The organism is Thermanaerothrix solaris, from assembly GCF_032334255.1.
Classification (GTDB): Bacteria; Chloroflexota; Anaerolineae; order Anaerolineales; family Anaerolineaceae; genus Thermanaerothrix; species Thermanaerothrix solaris.
On sequence record NZ_JAUHMF010000001.1, the window covers coordinates 871,681 to 890,445 of the forward strand.

14 protein-coding genes are annotated in these 18,765 nt (G+C 52.5%); 7 read left to right on the forward strand and 7 right to left on the reverse strand.

Annotated elements, in window-relative coordinates; all coding sequences use genetic code 11:
* Positions 1–141 precede the first annotated feature (141 nt).
* The 3 genes from QYE77_RS03955 to QYE77_RS03965 all read left to right on the forward strand — a co-directional run bounded on the left by QYE77_RS03955 (position 142) and on the right by QYE77_RS03965 (position 4,507).
* Positions 142–1,500: an acetyl ornithine aminotransferase family protein gene (locus QYE77_RS03955; protein WP_315624062.1), complete on the forward strand. Its 1,359-nt coding sequence runs from the start codon at positions 142–144 to the stop codon at positions 1,498–1,500.
* Complete coding sequence (locus QYE77_RS03960; RefSeq protein ID WP_315624063.1) at positions 1,497–3,062, forward strand: sensor histidine kinase; 1,566 nt, start codon at positions 1,497–1,499, stop codon at positions 3,060–3,062. Before QYE77_RS03955 ends, QYE77_RS03960 begins: the two co-directional genes overlap by 4 nt.
* An 89-nt stretch (positions 3,063–3,151) precedes the next feature.
* Entirely contained in the window at positions 3,152–4,507 is a 1,356-nt protein-coding gene (locus tag QYE77_RS03965) for a CpXC domain-containing protein (RefSeq protein WP_315624064.1), read from the forward strand.
* 23 nt (positions 4,508–4,530) lie between these two features.
* On the opposite strand, the gene cydC is transcribed toward QYE77_RS03965, so the two are convergent.
* Together cydC and cydD are read right to left on the reverse strand one after the other, a co-directional pair.
* Entirely contained in the window at positions 4,531–6,279 is a 1,749-nt protein-coding gene (gene cydC / locus QYE77_RS03970) for a thiol reductant ABC exporter subunit CydC (RefSeq protein ID WP_315624065.1), read from the reverse strand.
* Positions 6,276–8,036 (reverse strand): thiol reductant ABC exporter subunit CydD, encoded by a 1,761-nt coding sequence (gene cydD / locus QYE77_RS03975; RefSeq protein ID WP_315624066.1) that lies wholly within the window; start codon positions 8,034–8,036, stop codon positions 6,276–6,278. The genes cydC and cydD overlap by 4 nt, the downstream gene beginning before the upstream one ends.
* 105 nt (positions 8,037–8,141) lie before the next feature.
* On the opposite strand from cydD, the gene QYE77_RS03980 reads away from it, so the two are divergent.
* Complete coding sequence (locus QYE77_RS03980; protein WP_315624067.1) at positions 8,142–8,720, forward strand: biotin transporter BioY; 579 nt, start codon at positions 8,142–8,144, stop codon at positions 8,718–8,720.
* Between the two features lie 48 nt (positions 8,721–8,768).
* On the opposite strand, the gene QYE77_RS03985 is transcribed toward QYE77_RS03980, so the two are convergent.
* Positions 8,769–9,824: a bifunctional phosphoglucose/phosphomannose isomerase gene (locus QYE77_RS03985; protein WP_315624068.1), complete on the reverse strand. Its 1,056-nt coding sequence runs from the start codon at positions 9,822–9,824 to the stop codon at positions 8,769–8,771.
* A gap of 43 nt (positions 9,825–9,867) precedes the next feature.
* On the reverse strand, positions 9,868–10,875 hold the full coding sequence (locus tag QYE77_RS03990) for an NBR1-Ig-like domain-containing protein (RefSeq protein WP_315624069.1): 1,008 nt from the start codon (positions 10,873–10,875) through the stop codon (positions 9,868–9,870).
* 140 nt (positions 10,876–11,015) lie between these two features.
* Between QYE77_RS03990 and QYE77_RS03995 the strand changes: the two genes are divergently transcribed.
* On the forward strand, positions 11,016–11,840 hold the full coding sequence (locus QYE77_RS03995) for a LabA-like NYN domain-containing protein (protein WP_315624070.1): 825 nt from the start codon (positions 11,016–11,018) through the stop codon (positions 11,838–11,840).
* Here QYE77_RS03995 and QYE77_RS04000 read toward each other — a convergent pair.
* Genes QYE77_RS04000 through QYE77_RS04010 form a run of 3 tightly spaced genes read right to left on the reverse strand, consistent with a single transcriptional unit; the run spans position 11,837 to position 15,715 of the window.
* Positions 11,837–12,487 carry a cyclase family protein gene (locus QYE77_RS04000; protein WP_315624071.1) on the reverse strand — a complete coding sequence of 217 codons (651 nt, stop codon included), beginning with the start codon at positions 12,485–12,487 and terminating at the stop codon, positions 11,837–11,839. The genes QYE77_RS03995 and QYE77_RS04000 overlap by 4 nt on opposite strands.
* Before the next feature lie 21 nt (positions 12,488–12,508).
* A complete protein-coding gene (locus tag QYE77_RS04005) occupies positions 12,509–14,179 on the reverse strand; it encodes a CapA family protein (protein ID WP_315624072.1) in 1,671 nt (556 codons plus the stop codon).
* Positions 14,180–14,203: 24 nt separating this feature from the next.
* A complete protein-coding gene (locus QYE77_RS04010) occupies positions 14,204–15,715 on the reverse strand; it encodes a CapA family protein (RefSeq protein WP_315624073.1) in 1,512 nt (503 codons plus the stop codon).
* Positions 15,716–16,019: 304 nt separating this feature from the next.
* On the opposite strand from QYE77_RS04010, the gene QYE77_RS04015 reads away from it, so the two are divergent.
* Both QYE77_RS04015 and QYE77_RS04020 read left to right on the forward strand, forming a co-directional pair.
* Entirely contained in the window at positions 16,020–17,177 is a 1,158-nt protein-coding gene (locus QYE77_RS04015; protein WP_315624074.1) for a thiolase domain-containing protein, read from the forward strand.
* Positions 17,178–17,241: 64 nt separating this feature from the next.
* Positions 17,242–18,765 (forward strand): YifB family Mg chelatase-like AAA ATPase, encoded by a 1,524-nt coding sequence (locus QYE77_RS04020; RefSeq protein WP_315624075.1) that lies wholly within the window; start codon positions 17,242–17,244, stop codon positions 18,763–18,765.

Sequence of the window (18,765 nt, forward strand, 5' to 3'; positions counted from 1 at the left end):
CGTCTTCCCGCTGATTTACGTGTATTGCATGGAGGGAAAGGGCGATTCAATCAGCTGATAAAAAAGATTTCAATCGTCCTTTTACAAAACACCACCTTTATGCATGGTCATCTCTTCACATATTCCCAGGAGGAATTCTCTATGGCATCTACCTCTTTACCCGGCCCCAAAGCCCACCACTATATTGCTCGGGATCATGCTGTCATCTCCCCTTCCTACCCCCGCAGTCACCCCTTTGTTATGGATCATGGCCGTGGCGTAGAAGTTTGGGACGTAGATGGCAATCGCTTTCTTGATTTTGCCGCCGGAATTGCAGTGGTTTCCACCGGGCACAGCCACCCTCAAGTCGTTAAAGCCATCCAGGAACAAGCCGGGAAATTCATCCATATTTCTTCTGATTTTTACCACCCCAAATGGATAGAACTTGCCGAGTACATTAACCGCATCGTCCCCTTTGACGAAGATGCTGTTTGTTTTATGACCAATTCCGGCACGGGTGCCGTTGAAACCGCAATCAAACTGGCCCGTTACTACACCGGGCGCACTGAATTCATTGGTTTTCTCGGTGGATTTCATGGGCGCACTATGGGCTCATTGGCTTTCACGGCCAGTAAATCATCCTATCACCGTGGGTTTTTGCCCCTCATGCCCGGGGTTACCCACATCCCTTACCCCAATCCCTACCGTCCGGTATTACAATCCCCGCCTGGTGAACCCTACGGTCAAACCGTTGTGCGCTATCTCGAGCAAGAGGTATTCGCTAAACTCATCCCCCCGGACGCCGTCGCGGGCATCATCGTTGAACCGGTGCTCGGTGAAGGCGGTTACGTCGTCCCCGCACCCGGATTCTTCCCGGCTCTCAGAGATCTCTGTGATCGGTACGGTATCCTTCTAATTGTTGATGAAGTGCAAAGTGGTGTTGGGCGCACGGGTAAATGGTGGGGAATCCAGCATTTTGGCGTTGAGCCGGATATGATTTGCATCGCCAAAGGCATCGCCTCGGGTATGCCCTTGGGTGTATTGGCGGCACGCAAACATTTGGTAACGTGGCCAAAGGGCAGTCATGGTAACACCTATGGGGGCAATCCAATATCTTGTGCTGCGGCACTGGCGACTCTCCAGTTGATTGAAAACGGCTATATGCAAAATGCGGCTACCGTCGGTTCATATGCCCTTCAACGTTTGCGTGAGATCATGGAACGCCATCCTTCAATTGGCGATGTCCGTGGGCTAGGCCTCATGATCGGCGTCGAATTTGTGCAAGACCGAAGCACCAAGGAACCCGCGGAGAAGCTTCGCGATCGTATTGTAGAACTTTGCTTCGAAAAGGGCCTAATCGTTCTCGGATGTAGCACCAGTGTCATCCGCATCTCACCACCGCTGTGTATCACCTATGACGAAATAGACGAAGGATTAGAAATTTTTGAGGCCGCCATCGAACAGGCTGAAGATGAACTTTATCTTCACCCGGTTTCCCACCCCGGAGGCGCTCATCCATGAGCTTCATGCTCCCCGATTTTCGTATCCGTCAGCGAGATTACTTACTTGAGATCACACGCGCCCTCACCCAGGAATTGGACTTAGATGCGTTGTTAGGGCGCATCTTGCGCATCTCAATCGAGATGTTAGCCGGGCAGGCTGGCTTGATCGCCTTACGTGAGGAAGATGGCACTTGGAAAGTTGCGGTTGCCCAAGGTATCCCTCAGGCTTTCGTCAAATTTTTAGCCCCCTATCTAAACGAAATCACCGATTCGCCCGATCCTGACTACTTCGAACTGCTCGAAATTGATCGCCGCTTACGCGAACTCGCCCTTACAACCAGTCTAGGATTACTACATGGGGTTGTCTTGCCACTCATTGCTCGCAATCGCGTTTTGGGGGTCATTTTTATCTTTCGTTCTTACCCAGCCGCCTTTTCCAGCAACGATCGGGGCTTGCTGATGGCATTCGCCGATCAAGCCGCCATTGCCGTTTCAAATGCGCAACTTTATACCCAATTAGCCCGGAGCAAACAACGACTGGATGGCCTCCTCGATGCTGTAGCGGATGGTGTGCTGATCCTCAACCCCGATCTGAAGATCGAGCGCTGTAATCCGGCTTTTGCTCGCCTTGTAGGCCTACCCCGCGAGAAAATCCAAGGTAAAACCCATGAGGCGATCGTGCATTGGAGCACCCCCCCGAAAGAGATGACGCTAGAGCAGGCCGTGGCGGGCGGGTGGCCTTTGGCCCCCAATTCCTATCTCTACGTTGAGGGCGACCTCAAATGCCAGGGGCCGCGCAATACTGTACCGGTTGGGATTACCTATGCCCCGTTACTGAGTGAAGGCAAATTGCTCAACATCATTGCCATTGTGCGCGATATTACTCGCTTCCGGGAAGCTGATGAACTAAAAAGCACCTTCATTTCCATTATCAGTCACGAGCTCAAAACCCCCCTGGCTCTGATCAAGGGCTACGTCAGCACCCTCCGCCGCGAAGATGCGCAATGGGATCCCGAAATTGTTCAAGAGAGCCTGGCCGTTATCGAGGAAGAAGCCGATCGCCTGGGGGCACTGATTGAAAATCTTTTGGATGCCTCGCGCTTGCAGGCGGGTGGTCTTACCCTCAAGCGCGCCGATGTTTGGCTTCCCGAATTGGCCTCACGGGTGGCACAACGCATGTCCACGCAGACCAATCGCCATACCATTATCGTGGATTTTCCCCCTGACTTTCCGGTCATATTGGCCGATGAAGACCGTTTGCAGCAGGTTCTCACCAATCTCATTTCCAACGCAATAAAGTACGCCCCCCAGGGAGAAATTCGCATCTCGGGCCAGGTGCGCCCGGATACGGTGATCGTCTGCGTGAGTGACCAGGGGCCGGGCATCGCTCCCTCGGATCGTCCGCACATTTTTGATCGCTTCTATCGTTCGCCTGAAGTGATGCGCCACACCAAAGGCGCCGGGTTGGGTCTTTACCTGAGCCGTGCCATCATTGAAGCCCACGGGGGTAAAATTTGGGTGGATTCCGGTGCGGAACAAGGCGCCCGTTTTTGCTTCTCACTTCCCCGTCAGCCCCAATAAGAAGGAAAATAATTTAAATTTTTTCCCCTTCGCTCTTTCAAAATGGTATAATGCACTCGTTAATTCAGCCCAGAAAGTGTGACTTACTTATGCCCAAAGTACAAACCTCTTGCCCCCGTTGTAAATCCCCGGTTATCGCCGATTTAGAGCAACTACTGGATGTCTCGGTTGACCCCTCGGTCAAACAGCGCTTGCTCAACGGACAGATCAACGTCATTCACTGCCCCACCTGTGGGTTTGAGGGCATGGTTAGTGCCCCTCTGGTCTATCATGACCCCGATAAAGAACTCTTACTCACCTATTTCCCGCCAGACTTAGGACTCTCGGTTAATGATCAAGAACGACTTATCGGCCCTCTAATCAACCAGATCACGAATCGCCTGCCCCTTGAAAAGCGCAAAGCCTATCTGCTCCGTCCTCAAACAATGCTTACCTTTCAAACCTTGATTGAACGGATTCTTGAGGCCGATGGGTACACTCGAGAGGTGTTGGAAAACCAACAAAAACGCTTTGAATTAATCAGACGCTTGCTGGGTATTGTAGATCCTGAAGAACGTAAATCGGTCATGCAACAGGAAGAAGGCCTCATTGATGCCGACTTTTTCCTTATGCTGTCCCAAATCACTGAGGCCATGCTTGCCCAGGGTGACGAGCGAACCGCGCGTGTTCTGGCGGCCCTTCAGCAGGAAGCTCTCAATAACACAAAAGCAGGACAGGAGATTAAAAACCAGACTCAGGAGGTTCAGGATCTCTTGCAAAAACTGCAGCAGGCCAGCCGCCAAGGACTAACGCGTGAAAAACTTTTAGATCTGATGCTCGAAGCCAAGAGCGAAGCTGCACTCACGGCCCTGGTGGGGCTGGTGCGTAACGGTCTGGATTATGAATTCTTCCAGGTCCTTTCAGAGCGGATTGAGGCGTCTCAAGACAGCGCCGAGAAAGCCCGACTTGAAAACTTACGGGCTAAACTTCTGGAGTATGCACGCCAGGTGGATGAACAGATTCAACGCCATTATAAGCAAAGCCGTCAATTAGTGCAGCAAATTGCCACAGCCTCAAATATCGAACAAGCCGTTGAAGAGAATTTAGAAACGATTGACGAGTTTTTCTTCAAAGCCCTCGACGAAGAATTAGAACAGGCCCGCAAAAACGCAGACCTGGATCGCATTTCTCGCTTGCAACGTATTCGCGCTCACCTAGAAAAACTGAGCGCTCCCCCACCTGAAGTTGCCTTCCTCGAAGAACTACTTAGCCTCTCTTCTTATGAGGAACGCCAAAAGAAAATGCAAGAAAAATCGGACCTGGTCACAGCGGATTTTCTACAACTCGTGGGCGGCCTCATCGCCCAATCTGAGAAACAAAATCAGCCACCGGAATTCCTGAGCGCACTGCGGGAGATCAATCGCATTGCGCTGCGCATGACCATGATGGCTAACCTGAACCAGTAATTCGTCTCAGAAACAGAGCCCGATTAAGCGGCGAAACCATTCGCGTAACGGCGCGCCAAGTTCAGCATCCGCGTGTAGAACCCGCGACCCTGCTCCAACTCTTGGGGAGTGCCTTGTTCCACAATTTGTCCTTGGCGCAAGACCACAATCTCATCCAGCCAGTCTAACCCATACGGAAGATGGGTAATCCAGATCAGCGTTCGTCTTTCAGCCCAAGCTATGAGACGCCCAGTAATTCGCGTGGCTTGGGTCCAATCCAGATGGACGGTTGGCTCATCCAGAATAATCACTGGGGCCTCACTAAGGAACACCCGCGCCAACGCCAAACGCTGACGTTCTCCACCGCTCAATTGCAGACCCAGGTTTCCCACCCATGTATTCAATCTTTCGGGTAAACGACGCGCCCAATCCGCCAATTCCACCTGCTCCAGCGCCCACCATAACTGAGACTCATCCGCCTGCGGCGCCCCGAGCGACAAATTACCACGTAAAGTTTCACTGAAAATGTATGGCCGCTGTTCAAGCACCATGAACGTCTGGTGCAGGGTTTCTTCATCCCAGTTGGCCAGCGGCACCCCCCCAAGGTATATTTCGCCCTGCTCTACTGCCCAAAAACGAAGCAATAAATGGATTAAGGTGGATTTTCCTGCTCCGCTTGGCCCCAACAATCCGATATGATATCCAAATGGTATGGAGAGGTTTATCCGATCCAGGACAAGGGGCATATCCGGTGCATACCGGAAAGAAAGGTCACGCACCAGGATATCCGGCCGCCTCACAACAGATTTATCCTTAACTTCTCCCCCCACCGCGACTCGTGAAGCCATCCCCTCCAATTCCAATAACCGCCGAGCAGAATGCAAAGCCAACGGTAAATTCTGTGCTCCTTGCAAAATGGCGCTTACGGCTTCACTGCTTGCGAGGATAACTGCCACCAATACAACCAGCAATACCCCGCTAAACTCTCCTCGGGCTACGGGATCAATCCCAAACCAAAGGACTAACCACACGGTCATCCCTATCCACGCCAGGCTTAATCCATCGCCCAACCCACGGTAATGAGCACGACGTAGTTGAAGATGATGATACGTTGACTCAAGACGCTCAACTTGGGCAAGGATAAAATCTTCTTGTCCATAGAGCAGGTAATCCTCCATGCCCTGGATAAATTCCACTATCCGAGTATTGAGAGCAGCACCCGTTTCAACTTGTCGCAGCGTGGGCTTATTCTGAAAAGCATAAACCAGCAACGGCGTTAACCCTCCCGCCCCAACCAATCCTACTGCTACCCACGGCCAAAAAGCCGGTGATAATAAACCACTGAACCAGACCATCCCTATCGTAGTGACCATCATGACCAGGGAGGGAGAAATAAAACGAACGTAAAAATTCTCCAAATTTTCCAAATCCGTGATCGAACGATGAAGGACATCACCGCTAGGGAGAAGGGTTTGCCGCGCTGGTAGTAAAGGCACCAGGGTGCGATAAAGCCATCGTTGTAATTGCCCCAGCAGCCGCAAGTTGACCCCATGAGATACCCAGCGTTCCAGGTAGCGAATAATGCTGCGTGCCAGACCAAAGAATCGTACCCCCACAATGGCAATATGCAATTCCGCGATAGAAGGATGCAGAGCCGCCTGAGCAATCAGATACGCCGCTGTGCCCAGCAGGCCAATACTGGTCGCAATGGCTGCAACCCCAAGAACGATGGAGACCCCAGCCTGGACAACAAAGGGCTTCAAAAAACGCACTAACCTTCCTATGATTATCATGGTTCTCCCCCCATAGTCCAACGGGTCATATCTGGGGTAAGCCGACCAAGCAGATCCGACGGCTTACCCTGAACCCGAATACGTCCATGATCCAACACCAACACCCAATCAGCATTTTGAATCGTGCTCAAGCGGTGCGCAATAATGAGACAGGTGCGTCCCTCCCACAACGCACGAAGATGCCGCTCTAAATAAACCTCCAGATCCGGATCGAGATGAGCCGTAGGCTCATCCATAACCAAAATGGGGGCATCTTTTAGGAAGGCGCGAGCCAGGGCAACCCGCTGGGCCTCACCGCCACTGATTGCCCTTCCCCATTCACCAATCTCTCGTTCCCACTCTTGAGGATACCGTGCACCTATCTCTTCCAGGCCAGCCTGGCGAATAGCCTCCCGAAAAGCATTTTCTGAAGCCATTGGACGCGACATACGAACATTCCAGGCCAGGCTGGCATTGAAAAGATAGGGCATTTGAGGTACCCAGGCTATCCAGCGCCGCCATTCGACAAATGGAATCTGCGCCAGCGGCACGTCATCCACCCAGATTTGTCCTTGTGTTGGCTGTAGAAAGCCCAGCAGTAGATACGCCAGGGTGGTTTTACCCGCACCACTTGGACCGATCAGGGCTACCTTTTGACCATGGTGAATTTCAAACCCAACCTCTTGCAGAGTCAATTCTGGCCGCCCCGGATAAACAAAACTCACGCTTTCAAAACGAATACGTTGAGGTGGTGTCTTCAGCGTAACGGATGGCGTTTGAGACTTAACCTCTAAAACGAGGCGAGAGAAAGTTGATTTTTCTGCAGCCTCGTCCAGCAGAGAGAAAATGGATTGCGCCGCGTCTATTCCCGACATGGCAGCATGGAAACGCTGGCCCAGCATCCGCAGGGGCAAATAGAACTCAGGGGCGATTAAGAGGATAAAGAAAGCCTGGAGAAAATCCAAACGCCCGTAAAGAAGTCGCAGTCCAATTTCTACCGCCACCAAAGCCGTGCTAATCGTGCTGATCAATTCCATCGCCAAGGCAGAAAGAAACGTAACCCGCAAGACCGACAGGGTTGTGGCGTAATAAGCGTCACTCACCCGCCCTAAGCGCACTTCACGGTCCCGGGTGCGTCCCATGGCTTTCAGGCTGACCAGTCCCTGTATCGTGTCCAAAATATAGTCATTCAGACGTTGGAGCGCTCGCCATTGACGACGGGTTACCCGTTCCGCCATGCGGCCAATCAGGATCATAAACAAAGGAACTAAGGGCGCAGTAAATAAAAAGATGATTCCGGTTAACCAGTCCAACGGAAACACCACGGCTAATATCAACACAGGCACCCCAGCAGCCAACACAATCTGGGGGAGATAGTAGGCAAAGAAAGGCTCTAATGATTCAATCCCCTGCATCAGCGTCGCTGTCAAGTCACCTGCGGGTTGAGTCTTCAGATAAGCGGGTCCGGCATGTAGAATGGCGCGCAGTAACTCACCACGCAATTGGGCTTTTATGCGGACGGCTAACCGTTGGGCTGCCACTTCGTTTACCCATGTTGCTACAGCCCGGGTGGCAATCACCCCTAACAATATACCCAGCCAAGGATAAAGGTCTGCGCGAAAGTGGTGATGGATAAAAGCAGCATCCAAAATGTAAGCCAGCGTATAAGCCTGAAAAACAATTAAGCCCCCTAGGGTCATCCCCGTGGCAAGCACCAGGAAGAAATCCCCTCTTTGTGAATGAACCCAATCAAGCAAGCGCCGGACTTCATGCCTCATATTGGTATGATTATAAAACCATGTCTATTACGCACCCCTGAAACCCGTTGCGTGTTAATTCTCAAAAGATAACCATCCTGAACTTACACAAATGAGGTGAGAGGTATGAATCGTCCCCTAGCGCTAACGCTAACTGCTCGTATTGGGCTTCGTTCAAGTGGATTGCCTAATATCTTATTGGTGGCTGCCGGAAGCCTTCTCGTGGCAGGGCTTGCACAGATCCGCATCCCTTTACCTTTCACCCCAGTTCCTATCACCGGTCAAACTCTGGGGGTATTTTTAGTTGGCGCAACCATGGGTAGTTCACGAGCGGCGCTCAGCCTCGGACTTTATTTGCTTGCAGGGAGTCTAGGGTTACCCTTTTTTGCGGGTGGGGCCAGCGGCTGGAATCATGTGTTTGGCCCAACCGGTGGCTACCTTTTGGGCTTTATTCTCGCCGCCTATGTGGTTGGTCACTTAGCCGAAAGAGGTTGGGATCGTTCGATCCTACGGGTAGCCGCCATGTTTGCGATTGGGGAAGCGATCATTCTGGGGTTGGGAGCGTTGGTGTTATCCCGCTTTATCGGCCTCGAAAAGGCTTGGCTTGGGGGTATCCTTCCTTTCCTCCCCGGGGATGCGTTTAAGGCACTTATTGCCGCTTTGCTCTTACCCACTGCGCACAAGATAATTGATCCTCAAACCTGAATCAAAAGCACGGGAGGCCTAGTGACCTCCCGTGCTCTCGGTTTTTGCTTATTGTTTCATCGCTGTTTTTAGACCTTCGATGGCTTGTACCGGCGTAGGATCCACCCCATACGCCATCGCCAGGTAATAAGCCAGGTAATCGCCAAAATGCAACAGCGTCCATTGATGCGCCATGCGCCCCTCACCTTTGCCATGAACAAAATCCACATTGATGCCGGCAGTGAGAAAGGCCTGCAAGGTTAATTCACTGCGCAAGCGGTTACGGGGGTGATCGGAGGACGTGCGCAGAAAGAGCACCATCATTTTTTCGAGAAGCGCTTCGGGATTCTCAACCCCAGCCAGGGTGTTGTGATCTGCCTCCGGTAACACATCGAACTGCGCCCACGCTTTTGCCAGTTCATTGATTTGTCCTTTCCAACGCCGCGCCACCGGTGCTGCCACGTCCGATCCTATAACCACCACCCAGCGTCCCATCAGTTGGCCGGCCAGTCGCTTGGCGGGATTTTGAACGACCGGTATCTCTTTACCCAACCAGCGCTGTTGCTCCCGCATAGCCTGAAGCGCCCGTTCAATCTCATTTTGGGGATCTGGAATCAGTCCTACACGATAGAATAAAGCCAGCAGAAAACCAAACGAGAAGCCAACGGCAGCCCGGGGTTGCCCGGCATGCTCAAATTGCCACACATCCCAACCGGCCCCTTGTCCGAGCGTGGCCAGTTCTCCACCGGTGGTGATGACCACAACCTGACAACCGCGTTCGCCAGCCTGCTTCACCGCCGCCAGTGTTTCTTCGGTGTTGCCTGAGTGTGACGAGCCCACAACCAGCGTTTCGGGACCATTTGCCCAAGCCGGCAATTGATACTCACGGCAGGCTAATACAGGTACCCTCAGAAAAGGTTCACTAAACGCAATAAAGAGATCGGCGCCGATAGCGGAGCCCCCCATTCCAGCGATAACCGCTTGACGAATCGGGGACTTGATATTTAGTGGAAACTGCATTCCCTGCTTCCATGCATGCGCCAGTTGATCTGGAAGACGGTCAATTTCATCATACATATTAGAGCGGTCGAGTTGGTTGAATGTCGTTAGGTCGTCTAAGTTCATATCAGGACTCCGTGAAAAAAAGAGAATATGGTTAAGGAATCATTTAGGGTGTTCGCCAACGAATGTAATGAATATCTACCAGTCCCTGCTCCTCATCTACACGAACAACCTCAAAGAATGCCACCGCACCGTCCGTGGAACGCACACAGAGAGAGGGAAAGAACGATTCTCCTTGCAATGGTATTGGCGCCGTCTCTCGCGTTAACTCCAAACAACGGCCAATCGTTGGTGTCTCGGCAAAAGGCAAAACACCCCACTGAGCTTCATACTGAGGACTCAGAACCATTCCCCCCGCTGAGCGTTCCACCCAAAAATCTACCTCAGAAAGATCCTGATGAAGCGTGAGATCGGAAAGATGGATCCCTTGTGATACTGTAAGCGTTATCTGTCCTTCCTGCGCAATAGGGGTAGGTGAAAGCGTAGGCGCGGGTAGAAGGGTCGCAGTATCAAGCGCCGGCACCTGAATCCGCACCCAGAACGGAGCGCTGCCGGAAGGCCCTAAACCGAATAGTTTTCCGGAGGGAGATCGCAGCATCCAATAACTGGTGTATCGCCCTTGCCAGGGTGGTGCCATCATTTCGATACTGATATCCACCGTTTCTCCAGGTAAAACGCGCGTTGGAAGAGGATAGGCTGTAAAAGGTGCAAGGTTATCCCCCGAGATCCATATCACACTATACGTACCATCCCACACACATGCTCCGCGATTGACCAAACGCCAGGTCTTAATAAAACGCTGGCCGGGCTCAATCGGTGTATCGTCCGGGATCGTGACATCCAGGGGATTGCCCGCTGCCGCCAATTCGCAAGGCAAAGGGGATAAAGACGGTCGGACAGTTTCTTCCAAAGGAAGAAAAATTACCGTGGCTGAGGGTAATATAGCAAGCGGTTGAACACTTTCGCCAGGTGCAATCGGTGTAGCATTTGTTGGTGAGAAGAGGAGAAAAGGAGATGGAACTGCTTCTCCTCCCCATACGCTTGATACTTGACAACCGACGGAGAACAACGTTACGCTTGGTGCAACTAAAAGTGCTACGGCGAAAACTTTCATCCAGCGCATATGCTTTGATTTTACCCTACCCTGATTCTTAATTTAGCCCCTTTGGGTTGCTTCTTCTGGTAGCCATAGAGAAGTTCAAGGTTAAAATTATCAGTGATAAGGAAAGCAAATTCCAGATCATGGGGCACTTTATGTCATTTGCAAAAGTCGGTGTGTATGTAGATGTATCCAATATTTATCTCAACGGGGGTCAACGCATGCAGTATGATGTCCTGCGTGAATTCGCCTGCCGCGATGAAGCGGAATTAGTGCGTTTGAATGCCTATGTCAGTTATGATCACGAACGCGCCGAACGCGATGAATCGTATCGCAAAGGCACCCAAAACTTTCATTCAGCCTTGCGCGACTTAGGTTATAAAGTCATTGTCAAAGAAATCAGTTGGTTTGTGGATGAAAACGGCGTGCGTTATGGTAAAGCCAATGCAGATCTCGAGTTAGCAGTTGATGCTTTGCTCCAGTCGGTAAATCTTGACCGCGTGCTCCTGGTCTCCGGTGATGGAGATTTCGTGCAGGTCGTGCGCGCACTGCAGGATAAAGGCTGTCGGGTCGAAGTCGTGGCATTGGATAATGTCTCCAGTAAATTACGCCACGAGGCCGACTTCTTTATTTCGGGTTACCTTATACCCAACTTGATCCCAGTTACTTCACCTCGCAATGACTTGCCCCCTTGGGGGGAAATCGGCTCTCGTGTCCGTGGTTGGTGTTACTGGCACAGCGATCAGGGTTATGGATTCATGCGCTACCTCAAAACCATCGCACCCAACCTTTGGCTGACCGACACTCGCAATCCCAATTCACCTTATGGCTCGGTCTTTTTCCACGATTCGAATTTACCCGAAGGGGTGCGCCCCGGGCAACTCCCTACCCGCAATTACATTTTTGAATTTGAACTGGCTCGCTCGGAGCGCACCGATAGTTTACAAGCCCTGAATATAGAATTGATCAGCCGCCTTTAATGATCAGCCGACTCTTCAATCAGAATAGCCCGCGCCGGACCACCTTCTACGCCCTGAAACTTGATCGGAAGGCAGATCAGATGATAAAGGCCTGATCTCACCTGAGATAAATCCAATCCCTCAATAATTACGACGCCCGCTTGCAGTAATACTTCGTGGGTAGGGCGAGAACGTTTATAGGGTGCTACCGAAAGATAGTCAATCCCCACCAAACGCACCCCCTGCTCAACTAAATATTCTGCCCCATCCTGCGTAATACCCACAAAGTCCGGCCGAAACGTTTTCTCACCCTCGGCCCAATAGCGCGAATTGCGGGTCTTAAACAAAACACGCTGCACACCAGGTGCTAAGGGGAAGTGCTGGAACACATCGGCGGTGATCTCCGCGAAATGCTCGGGGACTTCAATCACCTGTGCCGGTCCTATAAGGACTTCCAGCGCAAGGCTTTCCAGGCGGGCACCATTCGGGAGAAAATGATAGGGTGCATCCAAGTGAGTGCCAGTATGCAACCCCATCTCGACCTTGGAAACGTTGGCATTGGCGCCCTCCTCGATTTTACTGACACGTTCAATACGGACACTGGGATCGCTGGGCCAGGTCGGTAGATCGGGCCCAATGGTTAATGAGATATCGTGAATCTTGCGCATGGTCTCCTCCGATCATGAAAATTACCAACCCGAAACAGAAAACATCTGACTCAAGAACGCTGCCCGTTCCTCTGGGGTCATCAAGCGAGGACGCGCGTAGTCCTCCAGCATGGTCGTGATCAATACCGTACTGATATGGTGACCATTATAAAACACGTGTTGATCAATAAACCCTTTGCGTGTGCCTTCAATTAAGCGATCATTGACATATACATGCATCTGGTCAAAGAAGAGGTTTCCTAACCCATAATGGATAAAACTTCCGTTGTAGAATTCCATCGCCATTGGGTGATGAGCTTGACTCCCACTGACGATCACGGCACCCGCGTCCGCCAATCTTCGGAAGTCTTGTTGTTCATAGGGCAATACATCTGGACGATAGGATTCGAAATACTGGAAAGTCGCAATGACCAAATAACCAGCTTCCTTCAAGCGGCGGATCTCCGCTTCCATCCAGGGATAGTCGCAGTTAGCAACGCCGGGCAAATCTGCCGTGGCCCAGATAAATGCCGGGCCGGCTGGATTACAACCGATGAAAGCGAAGCGATTGCTATTGTGTTCCACGGTGACCGCTGCTTTAGCCTGGGCCTCATTTTCACCCGCGGCAAAGAACGCCCAGCCCCGTTGACGGTAAAGATCAAGGGAATAGAGCAAGGCATCCCGCCCCCAATCAACGCCATGATTCCCGGTCAATTCGAGGATGTCCGTTCCTACATAGTCCAATAACTCGATGTATTTGGGATCACTGCAAAAGATAAGCGAGGTCTGATTGGGATTAGGTGGCGGACACTTAGGACTAAATGAGACTTCATTGCTGATATGCGTTAGATCGGCATCTCGGAGAAGATCCCCCACATCCCGAGCCGGATAAGTTACCCCTTTTTCTTCCATCTTGGCTGCCGTGGCCCGCACCAGTGCGGTAACACCGGTCATGACCAGAACTGTCAGTTTCTCTGCATCGCGATTAGAATGCAGGGTCACCCCAGCAGTTTTTAACCGATTTTCCATCTCCGCAATGCGTGATGCCTCCCCTTGCCACGTGAACCATGCCGTGAGAGGGTAAGCCTGAGGATCAAAGTGCTTATCTATGGGTGATTGTTCCTCAACCCGAATGACCTTCCAGCGCGGTTCCAACGTTTCAAAGGGAATGATCGCAAATGCCGGACGAGCCGCCCAAGTGCTTTCAAGTAACACGGCCTCGTCTTCAACCCGTACATTTTGACCAGCGGGTCCCAATATGTTCTGCATTATCTCAAGCGTAGATGGTGAAACGTAAATGGGGCCTTCCAACGGATTGGCTTCATCCCGCCAGGCACGCAGAAGGTCTTGCAAAGAGATGTCATCCCTTATGGTCGGAAATGGAGCCACCAGCGCATAAACCCAGGGTATGCCCTCCTCGGGTTTTCCCAAAGCCAAGGTAATATTAGCGTTGGTCTCTGAGTTGGCCATCTCTACCGGGATCTCAGCAATCTGGCGACGCAACCCCTCGGGTAGGTAAGCAGGTAGCCAGAGTCGCAATGGCACCAGCGTAGTCAGGATTGGCTCGGATGTTGTCGTACTCAAGGGCTGAAAGGGCGTAAGCGTCGCTTCAGAAGGGTAAAGAGTGCCCTGAGGTAGTAATGGTTGAGGTGTTCCGTTACATCCGGAGAGGATCACTACAGCCAACAAAAATAGATAAGTAAGGCGTCGCATGGTGTTTCACCTCGATGAGAATCTTCACCAATCACTCGCGGAAAAGGCCGCCTGTAACAGTTCTTCCCGCTCGGTTGAAGTCATCAAGCGCGGTTGGGCATAATCTTCCAGAATAATGGTAACCAAATCCACACCCAGATAACGCCCCTCGTAAAACAAATGCCGATCTAGAAAGGCACGCCGATTCCAGTAAAACATCTGGTCGAAAAACAGGTTACCCAAGCCATAATGGATAAATGCCTCATTCTCAAACGAAAACCCCTGTGGGAAGTGTGCCTGGCTACCGCTCACCACCACCGCTCCTGCCTGAGCCACAGCCTGGAAATCATAACGCGCCTGACTGGCAGGTTTGAAATCATCCACTTCCAAATGCTGAAAGGTCACAATTGGCAGATAGCCCTCGCTACGTAATGTTTTAACCCGTTTGATCAAGCCCTCCATATCACATGGCGCCGCACCGGCTTTGTCCTGCGTCGCCCAAGCTGCCTCAGGCCCAACCGCATTACATCCCAAAAAGGCTAAACGCGTGCCCTTCACGGCCATCTTCAGCACACCTTGGGCTTCCTCGCGATTAGCCCCACCCCCATAATAAGGCAGATTCGCCCGTTGATAGAGATTCAAAGTATAAAGAAAAGGCTCTTCACCCCAATCCAATAAGTGATTTCCGGTTAATTCAATCACATCAGCGCCAATAAACTCAAGCAGGCTCAAGTAACGGGGATCGCTACAAAAGCGCGCTTCCCGCCGCAAGGGTTTAGCGGGAGGGCAATTGGGATCGAACGAAACCTCATTGCTAATATGAAGAATATCTGCCGAACGCAAGAGCGGCGCGAGCACCAGACCAGGGTAATCCGTACCTTTCTCTTCCATCCGTAATGCGGTATAACGCACCAGTGCCGTTGTGCCGCTCAGGATCACCGAAACCAGGTGTTCGGGCCGATAGTTGGTCACTACTACCTGGGACATATTCACAGGAGTTTTTACGCCAAACGATATCCACAAAGGGAATGCTTTGGCATCAGATTCAAGGCCGGTCCATCCGTCAATTTTGAGCACCTTCCAGCGTGGATCGAGATCCTCAAAAGGGATAATAGCCCAAGCATGTTGTGCCCAGGCCGCTTCCTGTATTCTCTCTTCAGGTTCAACCCGAACGACCTCGGTAGCCGGTGTTCCCCACACCTTCCGCAGTATCTCCAATGTTGAAGGGCTCATCAACAAGGGTTGTCCACCCCAAACGGTGGTAGGGTCCATCCAGGGACGTTCGCCCCGCCAGGCCGCGTAGAAATCACTCCAAGCCACCCCATCTACGGTTGTGGGAAATGGCGCTACCAACAGGAGCAACCACCTGGCAACGATTTGATCGTCATCCTGGGCTTTGCTATCCCAAGGTGTTGGCTCAACAACAGTCCCTACTCCACCCTCTTCTACAAGATAACCCGCCTGACGCAATGCCCTTACCAGTAGCGCAGGCAGACCCTTGGCGCTAAGCGCTATCGCTTCATCTTTAGGTTCTTGAGTAGCGTGGGAATCCGGCATGTCGAACGTCTTCCCGAATGTTGTCGGGGTCACTGTGAGAGACGCCGATAGCGCAAGCGGAGGATCGGTCACCTGAGCAGAAAGGGGAACGCGACCGCTCTGACAACTCACCAGAATGAAACTCAGGACACCCGTGATAACAAGGATGTCATATACCCAGGATCTATTTGGCCGCCAGGACGAATCAAAATGCACGCTCCCAATTATACCTACCCCACAGGTTTATCCACCACCTGCAAGTTGATAGAAAATGACAGTCCTCCTGACTATAATCTCAATCAACACTACATTGTGAGGGTATTTCATGCGCGAAGTCGCTGTTTTGGGCATAGGGCAAACTTCCATCGAGGAGCATTGGGAAAAATCATTGCGTGAACTGGCTGGCGAAGCCGCCCTAGCCGCTTTGCAGGATGCGGGTATCACCCGTGTAGATGGGGTATTCGTCGGCAACATGATGGCTGGCTCGGCGAATCAACAACAACAACTAGGGGCTTATATTGCGGATTGGGCGGGTTTGCGTTATGCCGATGCCATGCACCTCGAAACGGCTTGTTCCTCCGGGTCAGCCGCCTTTCGGGCTGCCCTGATGGCAGTAGCATCTGGGGTTTTGGATGTTGCTTTGGTGGTGGGGGTGGAAAAAATGTCCGATTCGCCAGGGGACGAGATCACCGCCGAGTTAGCCACTGCGGCCGATGCGGATTGGGAATCGGCTTATGGGGTGTCTTTTGTCGCCCTTAATGCCTTAATCATGCGCCGTTACATGCACGAATATGGCTGGCGTCATGAGCATTTTGCGCCTTTCTCAATCAACTCGCATCAAAATGCGTTACATAATCCTTACGCACGTTTTCACTCCCCGCTAACTCAGCAAGACTACGAAAAAGCACCGATGATCACCCCACCCATTAACCTGATGGACGCTTCACCGATGGGAGATGGTGCCGCCGCCGTGGTTTTGGTGCCAGTTGAACATCTTCATCGCTATCCCCCCAAGCCCTGCGTTCGCGTGATTGCTTCGGCCGCCGCAACAGATACCATTTCCGTAGCCAGCCGAAAGGATGCGCTTTGGCTGCGTGCTGCCGAGCGTTCCGCCCGTCAGGCTTATGCTCAAGCGGGAGTAGGTCCAGAGGATATTGATATCTTTGAACTCCACGATGCCTTTACCATTATGTCCGCCCTTTCGTTAGAGGCTTGTGGCTTTGCCGAACGCGGTCAGGGCCCGCGGTTGGCTTTGGAAGGCGAGATCCAAATCGGTGGACGCATTCCCATCTGCACCCGGGGCGGGCTCAAGGCTCGCGGGCATCCGGTCGGTGCAACCGGCGTTTACCAGATCGTTGAGGTTGTGCAACAACTGCGGGGAGAAGCCGGTGCCACCCAGGTAGAAGGGGCTAAAATCGGCATGACTCAGAATATTGGTGGGAGCGGGTCCAATATTATCACCCACATCTTTCGCGCTGATTGAATTACGAAAAACTTCCTGCACGCCGTCAGTTGACAAAACCGAACTCTAAACCTAAACTAACCTCATGCTAGCCCGCGTCTTCTCATGTGCTGTGATCGGTTTAGACGGCGTGATTGTCGAGGTTGAGGTAGATGCCTCGCCCGGACTGCCGGGCATGGTGATCGTGGGATTACCCGATACTGCCGTCCAGGAAAGCCGTGAGCGGGTTCAAGCCGCGATCAAGAACAGCGGCCTCACTTATCCTCGCAAACGCGTGACCGTGAACCTGGCACCAGCCTCAGTGCGCAAAGAGGGTCCGGCTTATGATTTACCCATTGCGCTGGGTGTGCTTATGGCCAGCGAGCAGATACCTCTCGAAGCGCTCGACGGGGCCTTGGTGGTAGGTGAACTTTCCCTGGACGGTAATGTCCGGCATGTGCGCGGGGTATTACCCATGGCCGCCACAGCCCGCCAGCAGGGTTTTCAACGCCTCTTCGCACCGCACACCGATGCTGCAGAAGCCGCCTTAATGCCCGACCTTGAGGTTTATGCCGTGGCCACCTTGGGAGAACTGGTGAGGCACTTGTTGGGGAATCAGCCTTTACGTCCTCACCCACCCGTTCAACTGAACTGGGAGCCCAATACCATGGTGCAAACTGACTTTCAAGAGATCAAGGGTCAAGAGCATGCCAAGCGCGCCCTGGAAATTGCCGCCGCTGGAGGACATAATGTGCTCATGATTGGCCCGCCCGGCGCCGGTAAGACCTTGCTAGCGCGCGCTATGCCAGCCATCTTACCCACGTTGACCCTTGAGGAAGCCCTCGATATCACCCGCATCTACTCCGTGGCCGACCAACTCCCTGAAGATAGCCCGCTCGTTCGGTCTCGACCTTTCCGCGCCCCTCATCACACTATTTCTCATGCCGGCCTGGTAGGTGGCGGACACTGGCCTCATCCAGGTGAGATCTCACTAGCTCACCGTGGCGTCCTCTTTCTGGATGAACTTCCCGAATTCAGCCCTCGCGTGCTCGAAGTGCTGCGCCAGCCACTCGAGGACAAAATTGTCACAATCAGCCGTGCCAATGGATCCCTAACGTTTCCGGCCAACTTTCAGTTAGTCGCCGCGATGAACCCCTGTCCTTGCGGCAATTTTGGTGACCCTCAAAAAGCGTGCACCTGCTCGCCCAGCACGGTAACCAAGTACCAAAAACGCGTCTCGGGACCATTACTTGACCGCATTGATCTCTTTATCGAGGTGCCACGGGTGGACTATGAGAAAATGGCCGACCGCCGCTTGGGTGAGTCCTCAGTGGTTGTGCGTGAGCGAGTCGAGGTAGCCCGCGAGCGCCAGCGCCAACGCTTTGGCACCAACGGGGTCGCGTGTAATGCCGAAATGCGGCCGGCGGAAGTGCGGGAACATTGCAGACTCGAGGAAACTGCCGCCACCCTGCTGCGAACCGCAGTTTCTCGCTATCAACTATCGGCGCGCGCCTATCACCGCATTCTCAAGGTAGCCCGAACCATTGCCGACCTAGCAGGCTGTGACCAAATCCAGCCCCACCATGTCGCCGAGGCAGTGCAATACCGCCCTAGGGGATTGCTTTTATAA